The organism is Rhizobium aethiopicum (assembly GCF_900094625.1).
Taxonomy (GTDB): Bacteria; Pseudomonadota; Alphaproteobacteria; order Rhizobiales; family Rhizobiaceae; genus Rhizobium; species Rhizobium aethiopicum.
The window spans coordinates 231,237-249,345 of the sequence record NZ_FMAJ01000004.1 but is presented as its reverse complement, the minus strand read 5'-3'; the positions used below and the strand labels follow the sequence as shown (position 1 = coordinate 249,345).

General features: G+C 61.8%; 17 protein-coding genes. 10 read left to right on the top strand and 7 right to left on the bottom strand.

The window, feature by feature from the left end; genetic code table 11:
* Positions 1-113: 113 nt before the first annotated feature.
* A complete protein-coding gene (locus GA0061105_RS10995) occupies positions 114-1,184 on the top strand; it encodes a LacI family DNA-binding transcriptional regulator (protein WP_064695142.1) in 1,071 nt (356 codons plus the stop codon).
* A gap of 12 nt (positions 1,185-1,196) precedes the next feature.
* Here GA0061105_RS10995 and GA0061105_RS10990 read toward each other — a convergent pair whose 3' ends face one another.
* Together GA0061105_RS10990 and GA0061105_RS10985 are read right to left on the bottom strand one after the other, a co-directional pair.
* A complete protein-coding gene (locus GA0061105_RS10990) occupies positions 1,197-2,228 on the bottom strand; it encodes an L-idonate 5-dehydrogenase (protein WP_092750125.1) in 1,032 nt (343 codons plus the stop codon).
* A 10-nt stretch (positions 2,229-2,238) separates the two neighbouring features.
* Entirely contained in the window at positions 2,239-3,180 is a 942-nt protein-coding gene (locus GA0061105_RS10985; protein ID WP_092750123.1) for a 2-hydroxyacid dehydrogenase, read from the bottom strand.
* A gap of 135 nt (positions 3,181-3,315) precedes the next feature.
* Between GA0061105_RS10985 and GA0061105_RS10980 the strand changes: the two genes are divergently transcribed.
* The 8 genes from GA0061105_RS10980 (at position 3,316) to GA0061105_RS10945 (ending at position 12,537) form a co-directional block, all read left to right on the top strand.
* Positions 3,316-4,080: an SDR family oxidoreductase gene (locus tag GA0061105_RS10980; protein WP_064695139.1), complete on the top strand. Its 765-nt coding sequence runs from the start codon at positions 3,316-3,318 to the stop codon at positions 4,078-4,080.
* A gap of 13 nt (positions 4,081-4,093) precedes the next feature.
* The gene (locus tag GA0061105_RS10975) at positions 4,094-4,648 is read left to right on the top strand and encodes a gluconokinase (RefSeq protein ID WP_092750121.1); all 555 of its coding nucleotides are present in this window, start codon (positions 4,094-4,096) and stop codon (positions 4,646-4,648) included.
* Complete coding sequence (locus GA0061105_RS10970; protein WP_092750119.1) at positions 4,638-5,531, top strand: NAD(P)-dependent oxidoreductase; 894 nt, start codon at positions 4,638-4,640, stop codon at positions 5,529-5,531. Before GA0061105_RS10975 ends, GA0061105_RS10970 begins: the two co-directional genes overlap by 11 nt.
* Before the next feature lie 108 nt (positions 5,532-5,639).
* Entirely contained in the window at positions 5,640-7,136 is a 1,497-nt protein-coding gene (locus GA0061105_RS10965) for a sugar ABC transporter ATP-binding protein (RefSeq protein ID WP_092750117.1), read from the top strand.
* 18 nt (positions 7,137-7,154) lie between these two features.
* Entirely contained in the window at positions 7,155-8,195 is a 1,041-nt protein-coding gene (locus tag GA0061105_RS10960; protein WP_092750115.1) for an ABC transporter permease, read from the top strand.
* Between the two features lie 53 nt (positions 8,196-8,248).
* On the top strand, positions 8,249-9,346 hold the full coding sequence (locus GA0061105_RS10955; protein ID WP_092750113.1) for an ABC transporter substrate-binding protein: 1,098 nt from the start codon (positions 8,249-8,251) through the stop codon (positions 9,344-9,346).
* An 88-nt stretch (positions 9,347-9,434) separates the two neighbouring features.
* Positions 9,435-9,773: a hypothetical protein gene (locus tag GA0061105_RS10950; RefSeq protein ID WP_064695134.1), complete on the top strand. Its 339-nt coding sequence runs from the start codon at positions 9,435-9,437 to the stop codon at positions 9,771-9,773.
* A gap of 790 nt (positions 9,774-10,563) precedes the next feature.
* On the top strand, positions 10,564-12,537 hold the full coding sequence (locus GA0061105_RS10945; protein WP_092750111.1) for a HAMP domain-containing methyl-accepting chemotaxis protein: 1,974 nt from the start codon (positions 10,564-10,566) through the stop codon (positions 12,535-12,537).
* 76 nt (positions 12,538-12,613) lie between these two features.
* Here the strand turns inward: GA0061105_RS10945 and mctP are convergent, their stop codons facing one another.
* The 5 genes from mctP to GA0061105_RS10920 form a co-directional block, all read right to left on the bottom strand.
* Positions 12,614-14,089, bottom strand: a complete 1,476-nt coding sequence (mctP, locus tag GA0061105_RS10940) for a monocarboxylate uptake permease MctP (protein WP_092750109.1) — start codon at positions 14,087-14,089, stop codon at positions 12,614-12,616.
* On the bottom strand, positions 14,079-14,276 hold the full coding sequence (locus GA0061105_RS10935) for a DUF3311 domain-containing protein (RefSeq protein WP_092750107.1): 198 nt from the start codon (positions 14,274-14,276) through the stop codon (positions 14,079-14,081). The genes mctP and GA0061105_RS10935 overlap by 11 nt, the downstream gene beginning before the upstream one ends.
* 246 nt (positions 14,277-14,522) lie before the next feature.
* Positions 14,523-15,194: a two-component system response regulator MctR gene (gene mctR / locus GA0061105_RS10930; RefSeq protein ID WP_064695130.1), complete on the bottom strand. Its 672-nt coding sequence runs from the start codon at positions 15,192-15,194 to the stop codon at positions 14,523-14,525.
* Positions 15,191-16,576: a two-component system sensor histidine kinase MctS gene (gene mctS / locus GA0061105_RS10925; RefSeq protein ID WP_092750105.1), complete on the bottom strand. Its 1,386-nt coding sequence runs from the start codon at positions 16,574-16,576 to the stop codon at positions 15,191-15,193. The genes mctR and mctS overlap by 4 nt, the downstream gene beginning before the upstream one ends.
* A gap of 87 nt (positions 16,577-16,663) precedes the next feature.
* Positions 16,664-17,128, bottom strand: coding sequence for an Lrp/AsnC family transcriptional regulator (locus GA0061105_RS10920; protein WP_064695128.1), 465 nt, complete (start codon positions 17,126-17,128; stop codon positions 16,664-16,666).
* A 163-nt stretch (positions 17,129-17,291) separates the two neighbouring features.
* Between GA0061105_RS10920 and GA0061105_RS10915 the strand changes: the two genes are divergently transcribed.
* Positions 17,292-18,071 carry an ABC transporter ATP-binding protein gene (locus GA0061105_RS10915; protein ID WP_092750103.1) on the top strand — a complete coding sequence of 260 codons (780 nt, stop codon included), beginning with the start codon at positions 17,292-17,294 and terminating at the stop codon, positions 18,069-18,071.
* Positions 18,072-18,109: the final 38 nt, after the last annotated feature.

Here is an 18,109-nt window from a genome sequence, read left to right as displayed (position 1 = left end):
CAATGGACTGTGGAACGCCGCAATCCTGCAAAAATAACGATTGTGCGATGATAGCGATAACTTTATCGTGCCGCGAGTTGCCAACTCGGAAGCTGATTGGAAAGCGGAGCCCAGTGAAAAACGAGGACGAGCCGAAAGACAAGCGTCTCAAGGGAGGAGACGCCCAAAAGCTGACAATGGCAGAAGTTGCCAAATATGTCGGCGTGTCGGCCATGACCGTTTCGCGCGCCTTTCGTCAGGATGCGAGCGTTTCCGAAGAGACCCGCAAGCGCATCATGGAAGCCGTCGACGCGCTCGGTTACGTGCTCGACCTGTCGGCCGGCAGTCTTTCTTCGCGGCGCAGCGGCTTCATCGCGGCGTTGGTGCCCTCGATCAACAACTCGAATTTCTCCGACACCGCGCGGGGCATTACCGATGCACTTGAGAATACCGGCCTTCAGCTTCTTCTCGGCTATACCGACTATTCCGCCGAGAAAGAAGAAAAGCTGATCGAGGCGATGCTGCGCCGACGTCCCGAAGGCATCATCCTGACCGGCGGTTCGCACACTGACCGCGCCCGACGCATGCTTGATAAGGCCGGCATTCCGGTAGTCGAAACATGGGAGATTCCGGAAGAGCCGATCAATCATGTCGTCGGCTTTTCGAACAGCGAGGCGATGTCGCTGCTGGTGCGGTCGCTTGCAAGCCAGGGCTATCGAAAGTTCGGCTATATCGGCGGAACGACGGCGCGCGATACGCGCGGCAGCCAGCGGCGAAGCGGGTTTCTGAAGACCGTCGACGAACTGGGATTGGGACCCGGCCGAGCGATCTCCTTCGGTGTGCCGCCGATCACCATGGAACAGGGTGGCCAGGCGATTGTGAGCCTCTTGGAGCGCTGGCCGGACACGGAAGTCGTTCTTTGCGTTTCCGACCTTTCCGCCTTCGGGGCGATCATGGAATGCAAACGCAGGGGGATGAGTGTGCCGGGGGACATCGCCGTTGCCGGCTTCGGCGATTACGAGATCTCGTCGGTCTGTCATCCCAGCATCACCACCATCAATGTCGACTGCTACGGCATCGGCCGCCAGGCCGCCGTCCGCCTGCTGGATGCCCTGCAGGGCAGCGGCGAGGCGGCCGGCGACGAGATCACATTGACGAGCTACAGGGTTGTCCTTCGCGAGAGCACGCAGCGCAGCGCTCAATAATCTGCGCCGATGTCAGAAGGCGATCTGCACCTTCATCGATTTACTGCGGTCGCTTGCCAGTTCAAAGGCGGCGACGGCCTCGTCGATCCCGAAGACGCCAGTGAGCAGCGGTTTCAGATCGACGCGGCGGGCGTTGATCAGCTCGACGGCGAGCCCGAATTCCTCGTGAAAGCGGAATGTGCCGCGCATTTCGATTTCCTTGGCAACGATCATGTTCTGCGGAATGGAGACATCGCCGCCAAGGCCGAGCTGAACGAGAACGGCGCGGGGCCTCAGCACCTCCAGGCCCGCACGCACGGCCCGTTCATTGCCCGACGCCTCGAACATGACGTCGAAATAACCCTTGTCGGCGCCGTAAGCGGCAAGGTCGGCGGCATGGGTGGTAACGTTGATTGTTCGATCCGCGCCGCTGGTGCGGGCAATCGCCAGAACGCTGTCGGTGACGTCGGTCGCGACGATCTCGCGCGCGCCAAGAACGCGGGCCGCAACGATCGCCAGCATGCCGATCGGGCCGCAGCCGGTGACCAGCACCCGCTTGCCGAGCAGCGATCCGGCGCGGCTTGCCGCATGCAGCGTCACGGCAAAGGGTTCGGCGAAGGCAGCCTCATGAATGGAAATGCCGTCGGCGACCTTGTGGCACTGCCAGCGCTCCGCCACCAGGCGCTGACGGAAGCCGCCCTGAATGTGCGGCATGGGCATGGCGCTGCCGTAAAACCGCATGTTGAGGCAGTGGTTCGGCTGGCCCTTCAGGCAATATTGGCAATGGCTGCACGGCCGGCTCGGGGAAACCGCAACGCGGTCTCCAACGGCAAGGTCGCTCACGCCGGCGCCCAGAGCCTTGACCGTGCCGGCGATCTCGTGGCCGAGGATCATCGGTTCGCGCAGGCGAACGGTGCCGAAGCCTCCATGATTGTAATAATGCAGGTCGGAGCCGCAGATGCCGCCGGCTTCGATGGCAATCTCCACCTGCCCAGCTCCCGCAACCTCCGGCTCGCGCTCTTCGACCCTGAGATCCTTGGCGGCGTGAATGACGATGGCTTTCATGTCGAGGTCCTCACACGACGGCAGTCGGAAGCGCGCGACCGGCAAAATGCGCGGCAAGATTATCTCTGACCAGCTGACCCATGGCCTTGCGGGTCTCGATGGTGCCGGAGCCGTGGTGGGGCTGCAGCACGACGTTCGGCAGCGTCAGGAAGCGCGCATCGATTTTCGGCTCGTTGAGGAAAACGTCAAGGCCTGCCGCCTGGATGGTGCGGTTCTGAAGCGCTGCGATCAGCGCTTCCTCGTCGACGGTCGTTCCGCGCGAAACGTTGATCAGCATACCTTCCGGACCAAGCGCTTCAAGCACCTCGGCGTTGATGATCTTCATGGTCGCGGCCCCTCCGGGAACGATGACGATCAGGAAGTCGGCCCATTTGGCAAGCGCGACCAGATTGGCTTCATAACCATACGCGACATCCTGGTCCCTATTGCGGGCGAAATAAGAGATGTCGCAGCCGAAAGCGGCCACTCGCCTGGCGATCGCCTTGCCGATCCGCCCCATGCCGACGATGCCGACCTTCTTGCCCGAAACCCGCGTCACCAGCGGCATGGGAACGTTGCCCCACTGGCCGGTGCGGACGAAAACGTCGGCCTGCGGAATCTGGCGCGCCGTGGAAAGCAGCAGTCCGATCGCGATATCGGCGACGTCTTCGGTCAACACGTCAGGGGTATTCGTCACGCGAATGCCGTTGGCGCGGGCATAGGACAGGTCGACCGCGTCGGTGCCGACGCCGTAGCAGGAGACGATTTCCAGCTTCGGCAGTTGCTTCATCAGGTCGGCGGAAGCGCCGAGTTCGCCGCGCGTCGCGATCGCGCGGATATTGCTGCCGACTTTTGAAATCAGTTCCTGCCGGTCGGCCGCTTCCCACAGGCGGTGGATGCGGTAGGTCGCCTCCAGATCCACCATGTCCCACTCCGGATAGGCCCCGGCCATCAAGATTTCTACGTCAGGCATTTCGTTTCCATCCCGCATTTTGGCTGTTGATTATGTTATCGATAACATATAATCCGAGAGAGGGATGTCAAGTGAGTTTCACCGCAAGTGGCGGTATAAGCCGTCATTCGCAGCGACACCGGAGGAGTTATTTGCATGAAGAACCTGTTTGATCTTACCGGGCAGCTTGCCCTGATCACCGGCTCGAGCCAGGGGATCGGTTATGCACTGGCCGAGGGCCTGGCGCAGCATGGCGCCGAGGTTGTCATCAACGGCCGCACGCCCGAAAGCGTCAAACGCGCAGTCGAAAGCCTCAAGGCTCAAGGTCTTTCTGCCCATGCGGCCATCTTCGACGTGACCAGCAAGGACGCTGCCGCGCAGGGGATCGCCGCGATCGAGGCCGATATCGGTCCGCTCGATATCCTGATCAACAATGCCGGCATGCAGTTCCGCACGCCGCTGGAAGATTTCCCGGCGGACAAATGGGAACTGCTGCTGACCACCAATATTTCGAGCGTCTTTTACGTCGGCCAGGCGGCGGCCAAGGCGATGATCGCCCGCGGGCATGGCAAGATCATCAATATCGCCTCGGTTCAGAGCGAGCTCGCCCGTCCCGGCATTGCTCCCTACACGGCGACCAAGGGCGCGGTGCGCAACCTGACGCGCGGCATGTGCGCCGACTGGGCCAAGCACGGCCTGCAGATCAACGCGATTGCGCCGGGCTATTTCAAGACGCCGCTCAACCAGGCACTGGTCGATAATCCCGAATTTTCCTCGTGGCTCGAGAAACGGACGCCGGCCGGACGCTGGGGCAATGTCGAGGAACTGGTGGGTGCTGCCGTCTTCCTGTCGGGCCGCGGCTCGTCCTTCATCAACGGCCATACGCTTTATGTCGACGGCGGCATCACGACCTGCCTCTGATAGAGATCAGACGATGGATCTTGAGAAAAAGGTATTGCCCTTGGCCGTCGTGGTCATGGGCGTCAGCGGCTGCGGCAAATCCTCAGTTGGAGAGCGCATCGCCGTGCAATACGGCCTGCCGTTTCTGGAGGGTGACCAACTCCATCCGGCTGTTAATGTCGAGAAGATGGCTAAGGGCATCCCGCTCACGGACAATGACCGCCTGCCCTGGCTTGACCGGATCGGCGAGGAAGTAAGGGCGGCGCAAAAGGCCTCACAGGGATTGGTGATTTCCTGTTCGGCGCTGAAGAGAAATTATCGGGACAGGCTGAGACAGGCGGCGGGCGGGCATCTGGCCTTTGTTTTCCTCGAGGGATCGCGCGAGATTCTGCTGTCGCGGATGCAGGCTCGCCAAGGCCATTTCATGCCGGCCTCGCTGCTCGATAGTCAGCTGCAGACGCTGGAGCCGCCGACCGGTGAGCCCGGTGTTGTGACGGTCGCAATCGATAGTGCTTTGGATGATATGGTGGCGCTGGCTTGTGAGGAGCTGAGAGGCGCCGCCGTCAAGGGAGGGTTTCATGCAGGATGACTATAGAGCAGATGTCGCCGTCATCGGCGCGGGCATCATGGGGACGGCGATCATCACGCGCTTGATCGAGACGGGTCATAACGTATCCGTCTTCGATCTGGATGCCGAGAAAGTCGCGGCGCTTGAAGCCAAGGGGGCTCGCGCCGCGAACTCCGTGGAGGATGCAGTGGCCGCGTCGCAATTCTGCGTGCTCAGCCTCAATCACGCAAACATCGTGCATGCCGTCGTCTTCGGCGAAAAGGGTGTTGCTGCGGCCGCGAACGCCGGCAAGCTGCTGATCGACATGTCCTCGATCGACCCGGCCGAGACGGCCGACATGGCAGTGCGGCTGCGACGGGAAACGGGAATGGCGTGGGTCGATTGCCCGCTTTCCGGCGGCGTGCCCGGCGCGCTCGGCGGCAAGCTGACCATCATGGCCGGCGGCAGCCCGGAGGATTTCGAACGGGCGCGTGTGGTGATGCGGCATCTTGCCGCCAATTACACGCTGATGGGCGCGTCCGGCGCAGGGCAGACGACGAAACTGATCAACCAGCTCTTTTGCGCCGTGCTGTTTCAGGCGGTCGCGGAAGCGGTCAAGCTCGCGGAAGCCGGCGGCGTCGATCCGGCGGCAATTCCGGCAGCCCTTGCCGGCGGGCGGGCCGACAGCCGCATCATGCAGGAGTTCATGGCGAAATTCGCCGCGCGCGACTTCTTGCCGACGGGCAGAATCGACAACATGTTGAAGGATCTGGATTCGCTTCAGGCCTTTGCGCTGAAGACGAAGACGCCGCTGCCGATGACGGGCGCTGTGGTCGAGATCCATCGCCTGCTTTGCGCAGCCGGCCTCGGGTCGAAGGACTCGGCCGAGATGATGCGTCTTCTCGACGGGATTCAGGCCGGCTGAAAATCTCTTGCGTGAAATGCGAGATCGCCATCTTTCCGCTTGACCATCCACGAATGTTATCGATAACATACGTTCAGGATAACAACTGCAGCTTTGGGAGGAGCCACGGTGGAAGCCAAGAGACTGCTGGAGTTCCAATCGATCACCAAGAGCTTCGGCGGCACGCAGGCACTGCGTGATGTATCGATCGATTTGCGCGAGGGGGAGATCCTTGCGCTGCTCGGCGAAAACGGAGCCGGGAAATCGACGCTCATCAAGACCCTCGCCGGTATTTATAAGCCCGATAACGGCGACATTCTTTTCCGCGGCCAGAGCTATCACCACCGCCCGCCGAAGCCGAACGAGCGACAGCCGGTCGCCTTCATCCATCAGGATCTCGGTTTGATCGAGTGGATGACGGTCGGCGAGAATATGGGTCTGTCGCAGGGCTTCTCGATGCGCGGCGGTTTGATCGATTGGAAGAAGACGCAGGCGCGCGCCAAGGAAGCTCTGAAGCTCGTCGGCTGCGACTTCGATCCCACGACGCGGGTCTCGGCGCTGTCGCGCACGGAGAAATCGCTCGTCGCCATTGCCCGCGCGCTGGCCGTCGAAGCCGACGTCCTCGTGCTCGATGAGCCGACGGCGAGCCTGCCCGCCGATGAGGTCGACCGGCTGTTCAATGCGATCCGTCCTCTGAAGGATCGCGGCGTCGGCATGATTTATGTTTCCCACAGGTTGGACGAGATCTTCCGCATCGCCGATCGGGTCGCTGTTCTGCGTGACGGGCGGATGGTGGGGCAAAAGCCGGTAAGCGAGACGACCCCCGACGAACTCGTGACGATGATCATCGGGCGCAGCGGCGATAGTCTCTTTTCGAAGACCGAGATCAGACCCGGCAAGGCGATCGTCAAGGTGCGCGATCTCGTCTGCGCCGGCACGAGCCCGATATCCTTCGATATAAAGCAGGGCGAGCTTCTGGGCCTCGCCGGCCTGCGCGGCGCCGGTCAGGAACGGATCGGCCGGGCCTTGTTCGGCTGCGAGCCCTTCGGCGGTACGATCCTGCTGCACGACCAGACCCCGGACCTTTCGAGCCCGCTGAGCGCAATGGCGTCGGGCATCGGATTGATCGCCCGCGACCGGACGGAGGAATCCGTCGCGCTGTCGCTGTCCATTCGGGAAAATACCTATATCAACCCCGGCGCCGTCGGACGCGGGCTTTTTTCCTTCCTGTCTCCGCGCGGCGAAGCCGACCTTGCCCATGCGATTGGCCAATCCGTCGGCCTCAGGCCGAACGATCCGGATCTGCCGGTGGAGGCGCTCTCCGGCGGCAACCAGCAGAAGGTCGTCGTCGGCCGCTGGCTGGCGACCGGCCGGAAACTGCTGATCGCGGAAGATCCGACCGCCGGCGTCGATATCGGTGCGCGTGCGGAAATCTACCGCCTGATCACGCAGGCGCTGGAAGCCGGTCTCGCGGTCGTCGTGGTCTCGACGGATTTCGAGGAAATCGCCCATATCTGCCACCGCGCGCTGGTCTTCTCGCGCGGCAAAATCGTCAGCGAACTGACTGGAAGCGCTCTGACGACGGAGGCGGTCATCACGGCTGCATCTGCGTCGGAAGCGGCTTAAGCCATCGGGAGAACAGCCATGCAATCCATTGAATCCACGGCGCTGGAGCCGACCAAGAGCGAAATGGCCGGCTTGTCCGCAGGACAGAAGATCGGACGCCTGATCCCCGTCTACGGACTGGTGATCCTGACCGTCGGCCTGATCCTGCTCTTTTCGATCATGCTGCCGGATACGTTTCCGACGGTCTTGAACGTCCGTTCGATCGTTTCCGACAAGGCGATCATCGCACTCCTGTCGCTCGCCGCGATGATCCCGATGGCATCGGGCCGCATCGACCTGACCGTCGGCTACGGCATCGTGCTCTGGCACATTCTCGCCATCAGCCTGCAGACGGTCTATGGTCTGCCCTGGCCGGTTGCCGTCCTTATCGTTCTTGCGCTCGGCGTCCTTACCGGGTTCATCAACGGTCTGCTGGTCGAAGTGGCGAAGATCGACAGCTTCATCGCCACGCTCGGCACGGGAACGGTCTTGTATGCGCTCGCCCTTTGGCACACCGGCGGCCGGCAGGTGGTCGGCGTCCTGCCGGAAGGGTTCTATGCGTTGAACGGCACCATGCTGTTCGGCCTGCCCATCACCGGCTTCTACGTGCTGCTGATTGCGATCTGCATGTGGATCGTGCTCGAATATCTGCCGATCGGCCGTTATCTCTACGCCATCGGCGCCAATCCTAAGGCCGCGGCTCTCAATGGGATTCCGGTCCGCAAGTTCGTGATTGGCGCATTCGTCACATCAGGCCTGCTGGCGGCTCTGACGGGGGTTCTCCTCGCCTCGAAGCTGCGCATCGGCCAGGCGAGTGTGGGCCTCGAATATCTCCTGCCGGCACTTGTCGGCGCTTTCCTCGGATCGACGACGATCAAGCCGGGACGGGTCAACGTCTGGGGCACCTTGATCGGCGTCATCATCCTGGCGGTCGGGATATCTGGAATTCAGCAATTCGGCGGGTCGTTCTTCGTCGAACCGCTGTTCAACGGCGTGACCCTGCTGATCGCCATCGGCATAGCAGGCTATGCCCAGCGCAAGCGCGGTGCTGTGAGGAGGATCACACCCGCATCCAAATGAGGATGCCGGCTCATCCCGGCATTTCACAACAAACAAAAAATGGAGGAGTGAAGATGAAGCGCAGGACTTTATTGCAGGCAACGGTCGCGACCGTCGCCGTTATGCTCAGCGTGCCGGCAATGGCCGATTCCATGGCCGACGCCAAGGCCGTGGTCGAGAAATATGCGTCCAAGGTGAGCGCCTGGGATGGCCCGACGAGCGGCCCCAAGGGCGCTGCCGGCAAGAACATCGTCATCCTGGCCGGCGACATGAAGAACGGCGGCATCCTCGGCGTGGCCAATGGCGTTGAGGAAGCGGCAGGCGCACTCGGCTGGACGGTCAAGGTGCTCGACGGCGCCGGTTCGATCGGAGGGCGCACCGCGGCTTTCGGCCAGGCCATGGCGCTGAAGCCGGATGGCATCATCATCAACGGCTTTGACGCCGTCGAGCAGAAGCCGGCGATGGAAGCGGCCAAGGCTGCGGGTATTCCGATGGTTTCCTGGCACGCCGCGTCTGCCGTCGGTCCGGTTGCCGACGTCGGCGTCTTCGCCAACGTCACCACCGATGCGATGGAGGTATCGAAGTCCGCGGCAGATTGGGCCTTCGCCGATGCCGACGGTAAGCCGGGTGTCATCATCTTCACCGACTCCACCTATGCGATCGCGATCGCCAAGGCCGATCGCATGAAGAAGGAGATCGAGGATCTCGGCGGCACGGTGCTCGAATATGTCGATACGCCGATCGCCGAAACCTCTCAGCGCATGCCGCAGCTCACTACGTCGCTTCTGCAGAAATACGGCGCCAAGTGGACGCACTCGCTCGCCATCAACGACCTCTACTACGACTTCATGGGACCGTCGCTTGCCTCGGCCGGCATTGCCGGTGACGGAAAGCCGGTCAATGTCGCCGCCGGCGACGGTTCGGAAAGCGCTTACCAGCGCATCCGCGCCAAGCAGTTCCAGGCCGTCACGGTCGCCGAGCCGCTCAACCTTCAGGGCTGGCAGCTCGTCGACGAACTGAACCGCGCTTTCGCCGGCGCTCCGTGGTCCGGCTATGTGTCGCCGCTCCATGTCGTGACCAGTGCGAATGTCGAATTCGACGGCGGGCCGAAGAACAGCTTCGATCCCGACAACGGCTATCGCGACCAATACAAGAAAATCTGGGGCAAATAAGCCCCTCCACCAGGGCGTATCAGCCGATACGCCCTCCCTCCCCCGCATCACCATCGATCCAGCTCCGCGAGTTTGGAAAAGAGAACCTATGATCATTCGTTACGCTTTGTTTGAAGGCGAAATCCATCCCGGCCGGGAAGAGGAGTTCCGCGATTTCGTGAGGCAGCGGCTTGTCCCGCTATGGACTCAGTTTCCGGGCGCCGAAGAAGTCCGGGTGCTTGATGGAATGGAGCGCGACGAAGGCGCCCCGGTCTATGCCATGGCGCTCGCCATTCGCTATCCCGATATGGATGCGGTGGACACGGCGCTGCGCTCCAATGTGCGCTCGGAGAGCCGCGAAGTGACGGGGGAGCTTCTGAAGCTCTTCACGGGCAAGGTGCACCATCACGTATTCTCGGCCAGCGAATATCCACCGCATATCGCCTGATGCAGCCGATCCCGGCTTCCCCGGCGGCTCAATTGGCCGCACCAAGACCTTCAGCGCCCTGGACACATGTCTCGGGCGCATTTTCATGCGATTGCCGATCCGGATATGAGCGTTCGATCGCGCGCCTTTGGCCGACGCCGCAGGCGGCAATGCCATGAGCACGGGGATACCAGGTCGCCATTGGCTGCGGCCGGAATTGTTGGCGACCTAGAGACGGCGCCAAGCATCGTCCGCGCTCCTGCAGTGCATCCGAAGTGACTCGCAATTTCCGTTCGCCGTTCCTCAGATCATTGTCCGAGTGCAAGGCGCTGAAAGAGTTGAGCGTCGGATCTACAACAGCAGATATCGGCCGTTTCCGCGAAACAACTTGGCATACTCTTTTCACGTGGCGTCCGCGCAAAAAATGCGCATCAAACATACGAAAGCGCAGCATATTGGCGCTCAGCAGCCTCCGTTTACACTCTCTAAAATATATTCCCCTAAATTTTTTGGGATATCAGAACGACGTGCTCAGGATCGTCACCTACGCCATGATGGCGGGCCAGGCATCTGAAATCTTACATGAATTTGACGGTGTTGCTTTCACGCGCGCTTCCGCGTCTCGGGGCATCGGCTCGGCCGCTCCCGGATGAATGCGCAGTGTGCATGCGAAGTGGCATGTCCGGCGCGAAGAGCGGGGCCGGACGCATTCGGGGTACGGATCGAGGCCGCACGCTTGAATGAGGTGAGACGAGCGAGTCCTGGCGTCCAAGCCACTTCTGACAAACCTCGCCAACGATGGAGAGTGCCAATGAACAGCATTAAGAGTTTCGGGATCGCGGTGCGTCTCACCCTAGGCTTCAGCTTCCTGGTTCTGCTGATGGCCGGCCTGACCATCTATTCGGCGGTAGAGGTTGCGCAGATCAACAGCGATCTTGAAACGATCAACGACGTCAACAGCGTCAAGCAGCGGTTTGCCATCAACTATCGCGGCAGCGTGCACGATCGGGCGATCGCCATTCGCGACGTGACCCTGGTGACCTCGGCGGACGAACGCAAGGCGGCCGTGGCGCTGATCGAAAAGCTGGCGGCCACTTATGCCGAGAACGAAAAGCGCATGGCCGACATGGTTGCATCCCCGGCGGGTGCGACGGATCAGGAAAAAACCATTCTGAACGAGATTGCCGGCATCCAGGCAAAAACCAATCCTCTGGTCGCTGAGATCATCGCGCTGCAGGAGAAGGGCGATGGCGAAGCGGCCCGCAAGATCCTGCTCGAACAGGCCCGGCCGGCCTTCGTGGAGTGGCTCGGCGCCATCAATAAGTTCATCGACTATCAGGAAGCGCTGAACAAATCGATCGGCGGCGAGGTTCGCAGCTCGGCGAGCGGCTTCAAACCGATAGCGCTGACCGCGCTCGGCATTGCGGCTCTTCTTTCCGTCGTCACTGCCGCCATCACATCCCGCACGATCGTCGGCCCGCTGGCAAAACTGCAGCTTTCGCTGAAGGCGATGGCGGAGGGCAATCTCGAGGGCGATCGCCGCCTCGAAGCCCGCGACGACGAGATCGGCAAGCTCGCGCGTGCCGTGGCAGGCCTGCGCGACGCGATTTCCGCAAAGGCGGAACGGGAGGCCGATGCGGAAAGCAAGCGGGCTGTCGCGGAGCGGCACCGGCTCGAGCAGGATGCCGACGAACGCCGCACTCTTGCCGAGCAGACGGACCGGGCTGTCGGCCGGCTTGGCACCGCACTGCAGGCGCTGGCTGACGGCGATCTTACGCAGCAGATCGACACGCCGTTCATCCCGTCGCTGGAAAAGCTGCGCGCCGACTTCAATACGGCAGTCGAAAAGCTCCGCGCCGCCATGCAGAAGGTTGCCCAGAACGCCAGCGCCATTGCCGCCGGCGCACAGGAGATCCGCTCCTCCTCGGACGATCTTGCCAAGCGGACCGAACAGCAGGCCGCATCCGTCGAGGAAACCGCCGCCGCCTTGGAGCAGATCACCACCACCGTCGCCGACTCGAGCAGTAAGGCTCAGGAAGCAGGACAGCTCGTTCGCAAGACGAAGGACAGCGCGGAACGCTCGGGCAACGTCGTTCAGGACGCGGTCGATGCCATGGGCAAGATCGAATCCTCCGCCACTGAAATCGGCAGCATCATCGGCGTCATCGATGAGATCGCCTTCCAGACCAACCTGCTTGCCCTGAATGCCGGCGTCGAAGCCGCCCGCGCCGGGGAAGCAGGCAAGGGTTTCGCCGTCGTTGCCCAGGAGGTGCGTGAATTGGCGCAACGTTCCGCCAAGGCCGCGAAGGAGATCAAGGAACTGATCAATGCCTCGAACGGCCATGTCAAAAGCGGCGTGGCCCTGGTCGGCGAGACCGGAAAAGCCCTGAAAGAGATTGTCGTACAGGTGCAGCAGGTCGACGGCAATGTCGGCGCCATCGTCGGCGCTTCGCAAGAACAGGCAACCGGGCTGAAAGAGATCAACGCGGCGGTCAACAGGATGGATCAGGGCACGCAGCAGAATGCCGCCATGGTCGAAGAAGCGACAGCCGCGGCCCATAACCTCGCCAAGGAAGCCGACGCGCTGTTCCAGCTTCTCGGCCAGTTCAGCATCGGAGGCGCCGTGGCAGCACCCAGGCGCATATCGCAGCCCGCTGCCGCGGCACAACATGCTCAGCCGGTTTCCTCGCCCGCCCGCCAGATGGTTGCCAAGGTGAGCAAGTCGTTCCAGGCGCATGCGACCCAGGGGAACGCAGCATTGGCCGGCGATTGGGAAGAGTTTTAATCGCCCGGCCTCTCACCATCCTCTGCTGAAAAGAAAAGTTATGAAGGGCAGCCTTGGCTGCCCTTCGCATTTCATTTTACGCCCGAACCGCAGCCTTGGCCGGAAGAAGGGCATTGATCACCACGGCGACGCCGATGTTTGCCGCAAGCGCCAGCAGGCCGGTGTAGACGGTGAAGGGCTCGCCGCCGAGGCTGATCAGATGCAGGGGCTTCCAGCCGGCATCCCAGACGAGGAAGGTGCCGCCGCAGAAGCCGACGAACCAGCCGGCAAGCAGAGCGGGTGCACGGAACCAGTTGGTATAGAGTCCGAAGACCAGCGCCGGAAGCGTCTGCAGGATCCAAATGCCGCCGAGCAGCTGCAGGTCGAGTGCGAACTGCGTCGGCAGGAAGATGATAACGAGAAGCGCACCGACCTTCACGACGAGCGAGGTCACCTTCGCCACCTTGGCCTCGCCAGCATCGCTGACTTTCGGATCGACATAGGCTTTCCAGAAATTGCGGGTGAAGAGATTGGCGGCACCGATGCTCATCACCGCCGCCGGCACCAGCGCGCCGATCGCGATCGCTGCAAAGGCGAAGCCGGAGAACCAGCCTGAAAACAGCGTCTTGAACAGCGTCGGAACGACGTCGTTGGCGCTGTCGAGCTTCAGGTTGGCGGCATGTCCCATATAGCCGAGCAGCGCCAGAAGGCCGAGCAGCAGCGTATAGGCGGGCAGCATGATCGCATTCTTGCGGATCGTCTTGCCGCTGTTGGAGGCGAATATGCCCGTCAGCGTATGCGGATACATAAAGGCTGCGAGCGCCGAACCGAGAGCGAGCGTTGCATAGGCGACATACTGATTGCCGCCGAGCAGCAGGTTGCCGGAGCCCTTGGCCTGGAAGGCCGCATCGGCCGAGGCGAAGACGTTGGCATAGCCCCCGAGCTTCGACGGGATCAAAGCTACGGCTGCGATCACCACGATGTAGATCATGATGTCCTTGACGAAGGCGATCAGCGCCGGGGCGCGCAGGCCGGCCGAGTAGGTATAGAGCGCCAGCACAATGAAGGCGATCGCCAGCGGCAGTTCGCCATGAAGCCCGAGCGCCTTCAGGACCGCCGTCATGCCGACGAGCTGGAGCGCGATATAAGGCATGGTGGCGATGACGCCGGTTGCCGCGACGGCAAGTTCGAGACCGCGCGATCCGTATTGGCCGTGTACGACGTCGGCGGCCGTCACATAGCCGAAATCCTTGGCGCGTTTCCAAAGCACCGGCATGACCATGAAGACGAAGGGATAGACGACGATGGTATAGGGAAGCGCGAAGAAGCCGTAGGCGCCGACCGTGTAGACCAGCGCCGGGACGGCGATCACGGTATAGGCGGTATAGAAATCGCCGCCGACGAGGAACCAGGTGATCCAGGTGCCGAAGTTGCGCCCGCCGAGACCCCATTCATCGATATGGGCGAGCGTCTCCGGTTTGCGCCAGCGGCTGGCGACGAAACCCATGACGGTGACGAGGGCGAAAAAGAAGATGAAGACGGCAAGCGCCGTGCCGTTGATGTCAGTCGTCATGGCGAACGCTCCGATAGGCGATCCAGGTCAGCGTCGCGGTGATCGGTACCCACAGAAGCTGATACCAGTAGAAGAAGGGAAAGCCGAAAAGCGACGGCTCGCGGAGATTGTAGAATGGCGGCCAGAGCAGACCTATGAATGGAATGATCAGCAGCCAGAGCGCTGCCTTGCTATGTGGTTTTTCCATGTCGGATCCCTTTCAGGCGCCGCGGGCGGCGGTCGCCATGTTCCAGTTGTCGGCGTGGAAGGCAGGTCTGTCAGCCGGCGGCCGCGGCAGGCCCGGTCTGGGTCACTCGAGGTTTTCCGACCGATCGGAAGCTGATGTAACGCATGTGAATTCCTCCCAACGGCCAGCACTTGGCCAGCCGCGAATGGAGTCCTATGGCGTCGGTTTTATCCTCACAAGATGGGCGCAGGGCTGAAATGCCGGGGCCTACCCAGAAGTGGGTAGGCGAGGATTTGCGCCGATTTGCGGGACGATACCGTGGTCGAGCGCATAGCGGATGAGGCCCGCCGTCGTTGCGATGCCGAGCTTCCTCTTGAGGTTCTTGCGGTGCGTTTCGGCCGTGGCGGGGGTGATCCCGAGGGCCTCGGCGATCTCCCTGTTGCTGCGGCCGGCAACGATCAGACCAAGGATGTCGCGTTCTCGCGGCGTCAGGGGATCGCTCCCCTCCTCCGCGCGTTCGCCCATCAGCGCGTCGAAGACGCCGGAGGAGAAATAGGTGCCTCCATCAGCCACGGTTTCGATGGCCGCGACGATCTCGTCCGTCGAGACGTCCTTCAGCACATAGCCGGCGGCGCCATGCATGACCGAGGAGGAAATATACTCGCGGCTGTCATGCATGGAAAGCATGACGACGCGGGTCTGCGGAAGTTCGTTCCGGAACAGCTCGATCGCATCGATGCCGCTGAGTTTCGGCATGTTGATGTCCATCAGCACCACTTGCGGCTGAATCTGGCGGGCGATGTCGAGACCTGTTTGCGCGAGCCCGGCGGTGCCTGCGACTTCGATATGGTCGAAGGTCTCAAGCACGGCTTTCAATCCGTCCAACACCAGCGGATGATTGTCGATCAGGAGAACCCTGATTTTGGCGCGTTCGTTCATGCGGCTTCCGCCTGCTTGCCGGCGGGAAGATTGGCCGACCTCGGCATCATCGCCGTCAGCGTCGTGCCGGCCTCGCTGCTGTTGATGAGCAGCAGGCCGCGGAAGTGCGCCATCCGCTCCTGCATGTTGCGCAGGCCGAGGCCCGATCCGCCGGATGCGCCGGCCTTGCTGCCGTCGAAGCCGGTGCCGTTGTCTGAAATCGTCATGCGGGCGCGGCCGCCGTCGCCCCACAGCTTGACCGAAAGCTTCGAAGCGGCCGAGTGCCGCTCGACATTGTTGAAGGCCTCCTGGGCGACGCGATAAAGGGCGGTGCTGGCTTCCGCCTTCAGCGTGCCGGCAAAGCCTGACGCGTCGATATCAGTCTCGATCCCTGTCCGTTCGGCAAAGTGATGACTGAGCGCCTCCAGCGCCGCGGTCAGGCCGAGATCGTCGAGCACGCGGGGGCGCAGATCGTGCGAGAGCAGCCGTATTTCCTTGATGGCGCCGTTGAGCGCCTCGACGCCGCGCTCGATGGTTAGCGCCGCCTCGTCGACATTGGTCCTTACCTTGCGGCCGGCGAGGTCCATTGCATAGCGCACGCCGAGGAGGGTCTGCGAGATGCCGTCATGCAGCTCGCGCGCCAGCCGCGTGCGCTCCTCTTCCTGGGTATCGATGACCCGCTGCGTCAGTTCCTTGAGCCGGCCGTCGGCCATGCGGCGCTCATGGAAGGTAAGGAGCATGCAGGTCGTGAAAACGACGAGCACCGATGGCACGGCGATCAGTGCGACGATGACGAAGGTGCGTCTTATGTTGGCGCGCATCACGGCGTTGGCGGCCGCGCTCTGGGCAAAGACGTCGTCCAGATAGACGCCGGTGCCTACGACCCAGCGCCATTTGTCGAGGCTGACGACGAAAGAGAGCTTGTCGGCTATCTGGCCGGTGGAGGGTTTCTGCCATTTGTACTGATGCAGACCGCCGCCCGCCTTCGCCGTGGCGATCAGCTCGGCAATGACCTTGTCGCCATCCGGATCCGTGAGGTCGAGCCAATTTTGCCCATGCCGGAAGCTCTGGCGCGGATGGACGATATTGTTGCCGTCATAGTCGTAGACGAAGAAATAGCCATCTCTGCCATAATCGAGCGAGGTCAGAATCTCAGCCACCTGCTGTTTGGCGGCTTCGTCGTCGGGGCTGGCCTTGTCATAGATCGTCTGGATGGCGGACAAGGCGAGATTGGTCAGGTTGAGGATTTCGGCTTCCTTGGTCTTCAGCATGTTCTGCTCGAACGTGTCGATGCTGTTCTTGGCTAGATTTGCCGATTGCCAGGTGATGAAGGTGGTGATCGCAAGGATCGAGATGACGAGCGGGACGATCGCCAATGCGATGATCTGGTGTCGTAACGTCAACGATCATTCCTCCCCGGGATCTGCGCGCGGAATTATGCGCTTTGTCCAATGCGAGTCCAGCCGCTTGTCGGCGCAGCCGGACCAGCGTCATTCGAGCGGTACGAACAGGCCGAGCTTGACGTCCCGCAGAACGACATTGGTGTGCATGCGGCGGATTTGCGGATTGTCAGCCATGATCAGGGCGGCGATGTCGTCATAGTGCTCGACGTCGCGGGCCGTGACGATGGCGATCAGATCGACCGCGCCCGTGACGTAATAAACCTGCTGGATATGGTCCTGCTTCTCGGCCCAAACGCGAAACTTCGCCAGCGCATCGTAATTGTCCCGCTCGATCTCCATCCCGACGATGAAGACCATCGACGTTCCCGTTGCCTTCCGGTCGACGACGGCGACCTCCGCCTTGATGACCCCCTCCTCGCGCAGCCGCTTCAACCGCCGCTGCACGGCCGAGACCGACAGTCCGATCCGCTCGGCGATCGTCTCGGCCTTCAGCTGGCAGTCGCGCTGAACGATATCGAGTATGTCACGGTCAAATCGATCGAGTTGTTCCATTATCCAGTCCTGGTTCTTGCCGCAGCATTTCACGCGTTCTGCGGCATTCGCCGCACGAGGAAGTTTATTTTGCACAAATTATGCAGAAGAGACAAAAATTGCGCGAAAAAACGGCGTTCCTTTATCATTATCCTTTGCAAATTCAGTTCAGCCGGACCCATGCATGTCGGATCAACTCTTTCCTGCTCTTCGCGTCGAAGATCTCCATAAAAGCTTCGGCTCGCAACAGGTTCTCAAGGGTATCTCGACCGAGGCCCACAAGTCGGATGTGATCTCCATTATCGGCTCGTCGGGTTCTGGCAAGAGCACCTTCCTCAGATGCATCAATTTTCTAGAAACGCCGGACCGCGGCCGCATTGCCGTGAACGGCGAGGAGGTTGCGCTGAAACCCGGCCGCGGCGAGCGGCTGCAGCCGCAGAGCTGGCGGCAGATCGAACGGCTGCGGACCGGGCTCGGCATGGTCTTCCAGAGCTTCAATCTCTGGGCCCATCGCACCGTGCTTGAAAACGTCATCGAGGCGCCGGTGCATGTCATGGGCATTCCCAGGCGCGAGGCGATCGAAAAGGCCGAGGCCCTGCTCCACAAGGTCGGGCTCTTCGACAAGCGCGACGCCTATCCCGCTTTTCTCTCCGGCGGCCAGCAGCAGCGCGCAGCAATTGCGCGGGCGCTCTGCATCGACCCCGCCGTCATGCTGTTCGACGAGCCGACGTCGGCGCTCGATCCGGAGCTGGTCGGCGAGGTCCTGAAGGTCATCCGCGATCTCGCCGTAGAAGGCCGGACAATGCTGATCGTCACGCATGAAATGCGCTTCGCCCGCGATGTCTCGAGCCGCGTTCTCTTCCTGCATCAGGGCCGGATCGAGGAGGAAGGTCCGCCGGAGCAGGTTTTCGGGGCGCCCATCAGTGCCCGCTGCCGGGAGTTCACCGGTCTCAGCACCCACTGATGCAGCCAAGCCATCATCGATAACACCAACCAGGAGAA

Excerpts from the sequence above, each read along its gene's own strand:
- GA0061105_RS10950 (WP_064695134.1), top strand. The coding sequence starts at position 9,435 with ATGATCATTCGTTACGCTTTGTTTGAAGGCGAAATCCATCCCGGCCGG.
- GA0061105_RS10920 (WP_064695128.1), bottom strand. The coding sequence starts at position 17,128 with ATGGAACAACTCGATCGATTTGACCGTGACATACTCGATATCGTTCAG.
- GA0061105_RS10915 (WP_092750103.1), top strand. The coding sequence starts at position 17,292 with ATGTCGGATCAACTCTTTCCTGCTCTTCGCGTCGAAGATCTCCATAAA.
- GA0061105_RS10990 (WP_092750125.1), bottom strand. The coding sequence starts at position 2,228 with ATGAAAGCCATCGTCATTCACGCCGCCAAGGATCTCAGGGTCGAAGAG.
- GA0061105_RS10945 (WP_092750111.1), top strand. The coding sequence starts at position 10,564 with ATGAACAGCATTAAGAGTTTCGGGATCGCGGTGCGTCTCACCCTAGGC.
- GA0061105_RS10955 (WP_092750113.1), top strand. The coding sequence starts at position 8,249 with ATGAAGCGCAGGACTTTATTGCAGGCAACGGTCGCGACCGTCGCCGTT.
- GA0061105_RS10985 (WP_092750123.1), bottom strand. The coding sequence starts at position 3,180 with ATGCCTGACGTAGAAATCTTGATGGCCGGGGCCTATCCGGAGTGGGAC.
- mctR (WP_064695130.1), bottom strand. The coding sequence starts at position 15,194 with ATGAACGAACGCGCCAAAATCAGGGTTCTCCTGATCGACAATCATCCG.
- GA0061105_RS10960 (WP_092750115.1), top strand. The coding sequence starts at position 7,155 with ATGCAATCCATTGAATCCACGGCGCTGGAGCCGACCAAGAGCGAAATG.
- GA0061105_RS10975 (WP_092750121.1), top strand. The coding sequence starts at position 4,094 with ATGGATCTTGAGAAAAAGGTATTGCCCTTGGCCGTCGTGGTCATGGGC.
- GA0061105_RS10980 (WP_064695139.1), top strand. The coding sequence starts at position 3,316 with ATGAAGAACCTGTTTGATCTTACCGGGCAGCTTGCCCTGATCACCGGC.
- mctP (WP_092750109.1), bottom strand. The coding sequence starts at position 14,089 with ATGACGACTGACATCAACGGCACGGCGCTTGCCGTCTTCATCTTCTTT.
- GA0061105_RS10970 (WP_092750119.1), top strand. The coding sequence starts at position 4,638 with ATGCAGGATGACTATAGAGCAGATGTCGCCGTCATCGGCGCGGGCATC.
- GA0061105_RS10935 (WP_092750107.1), bottom strand. The coding sequence starts at position 14,276 with ATGGAAAAACCACATAGCAAGGCAGCGCTCTGGCTGCTGATCATTCCA.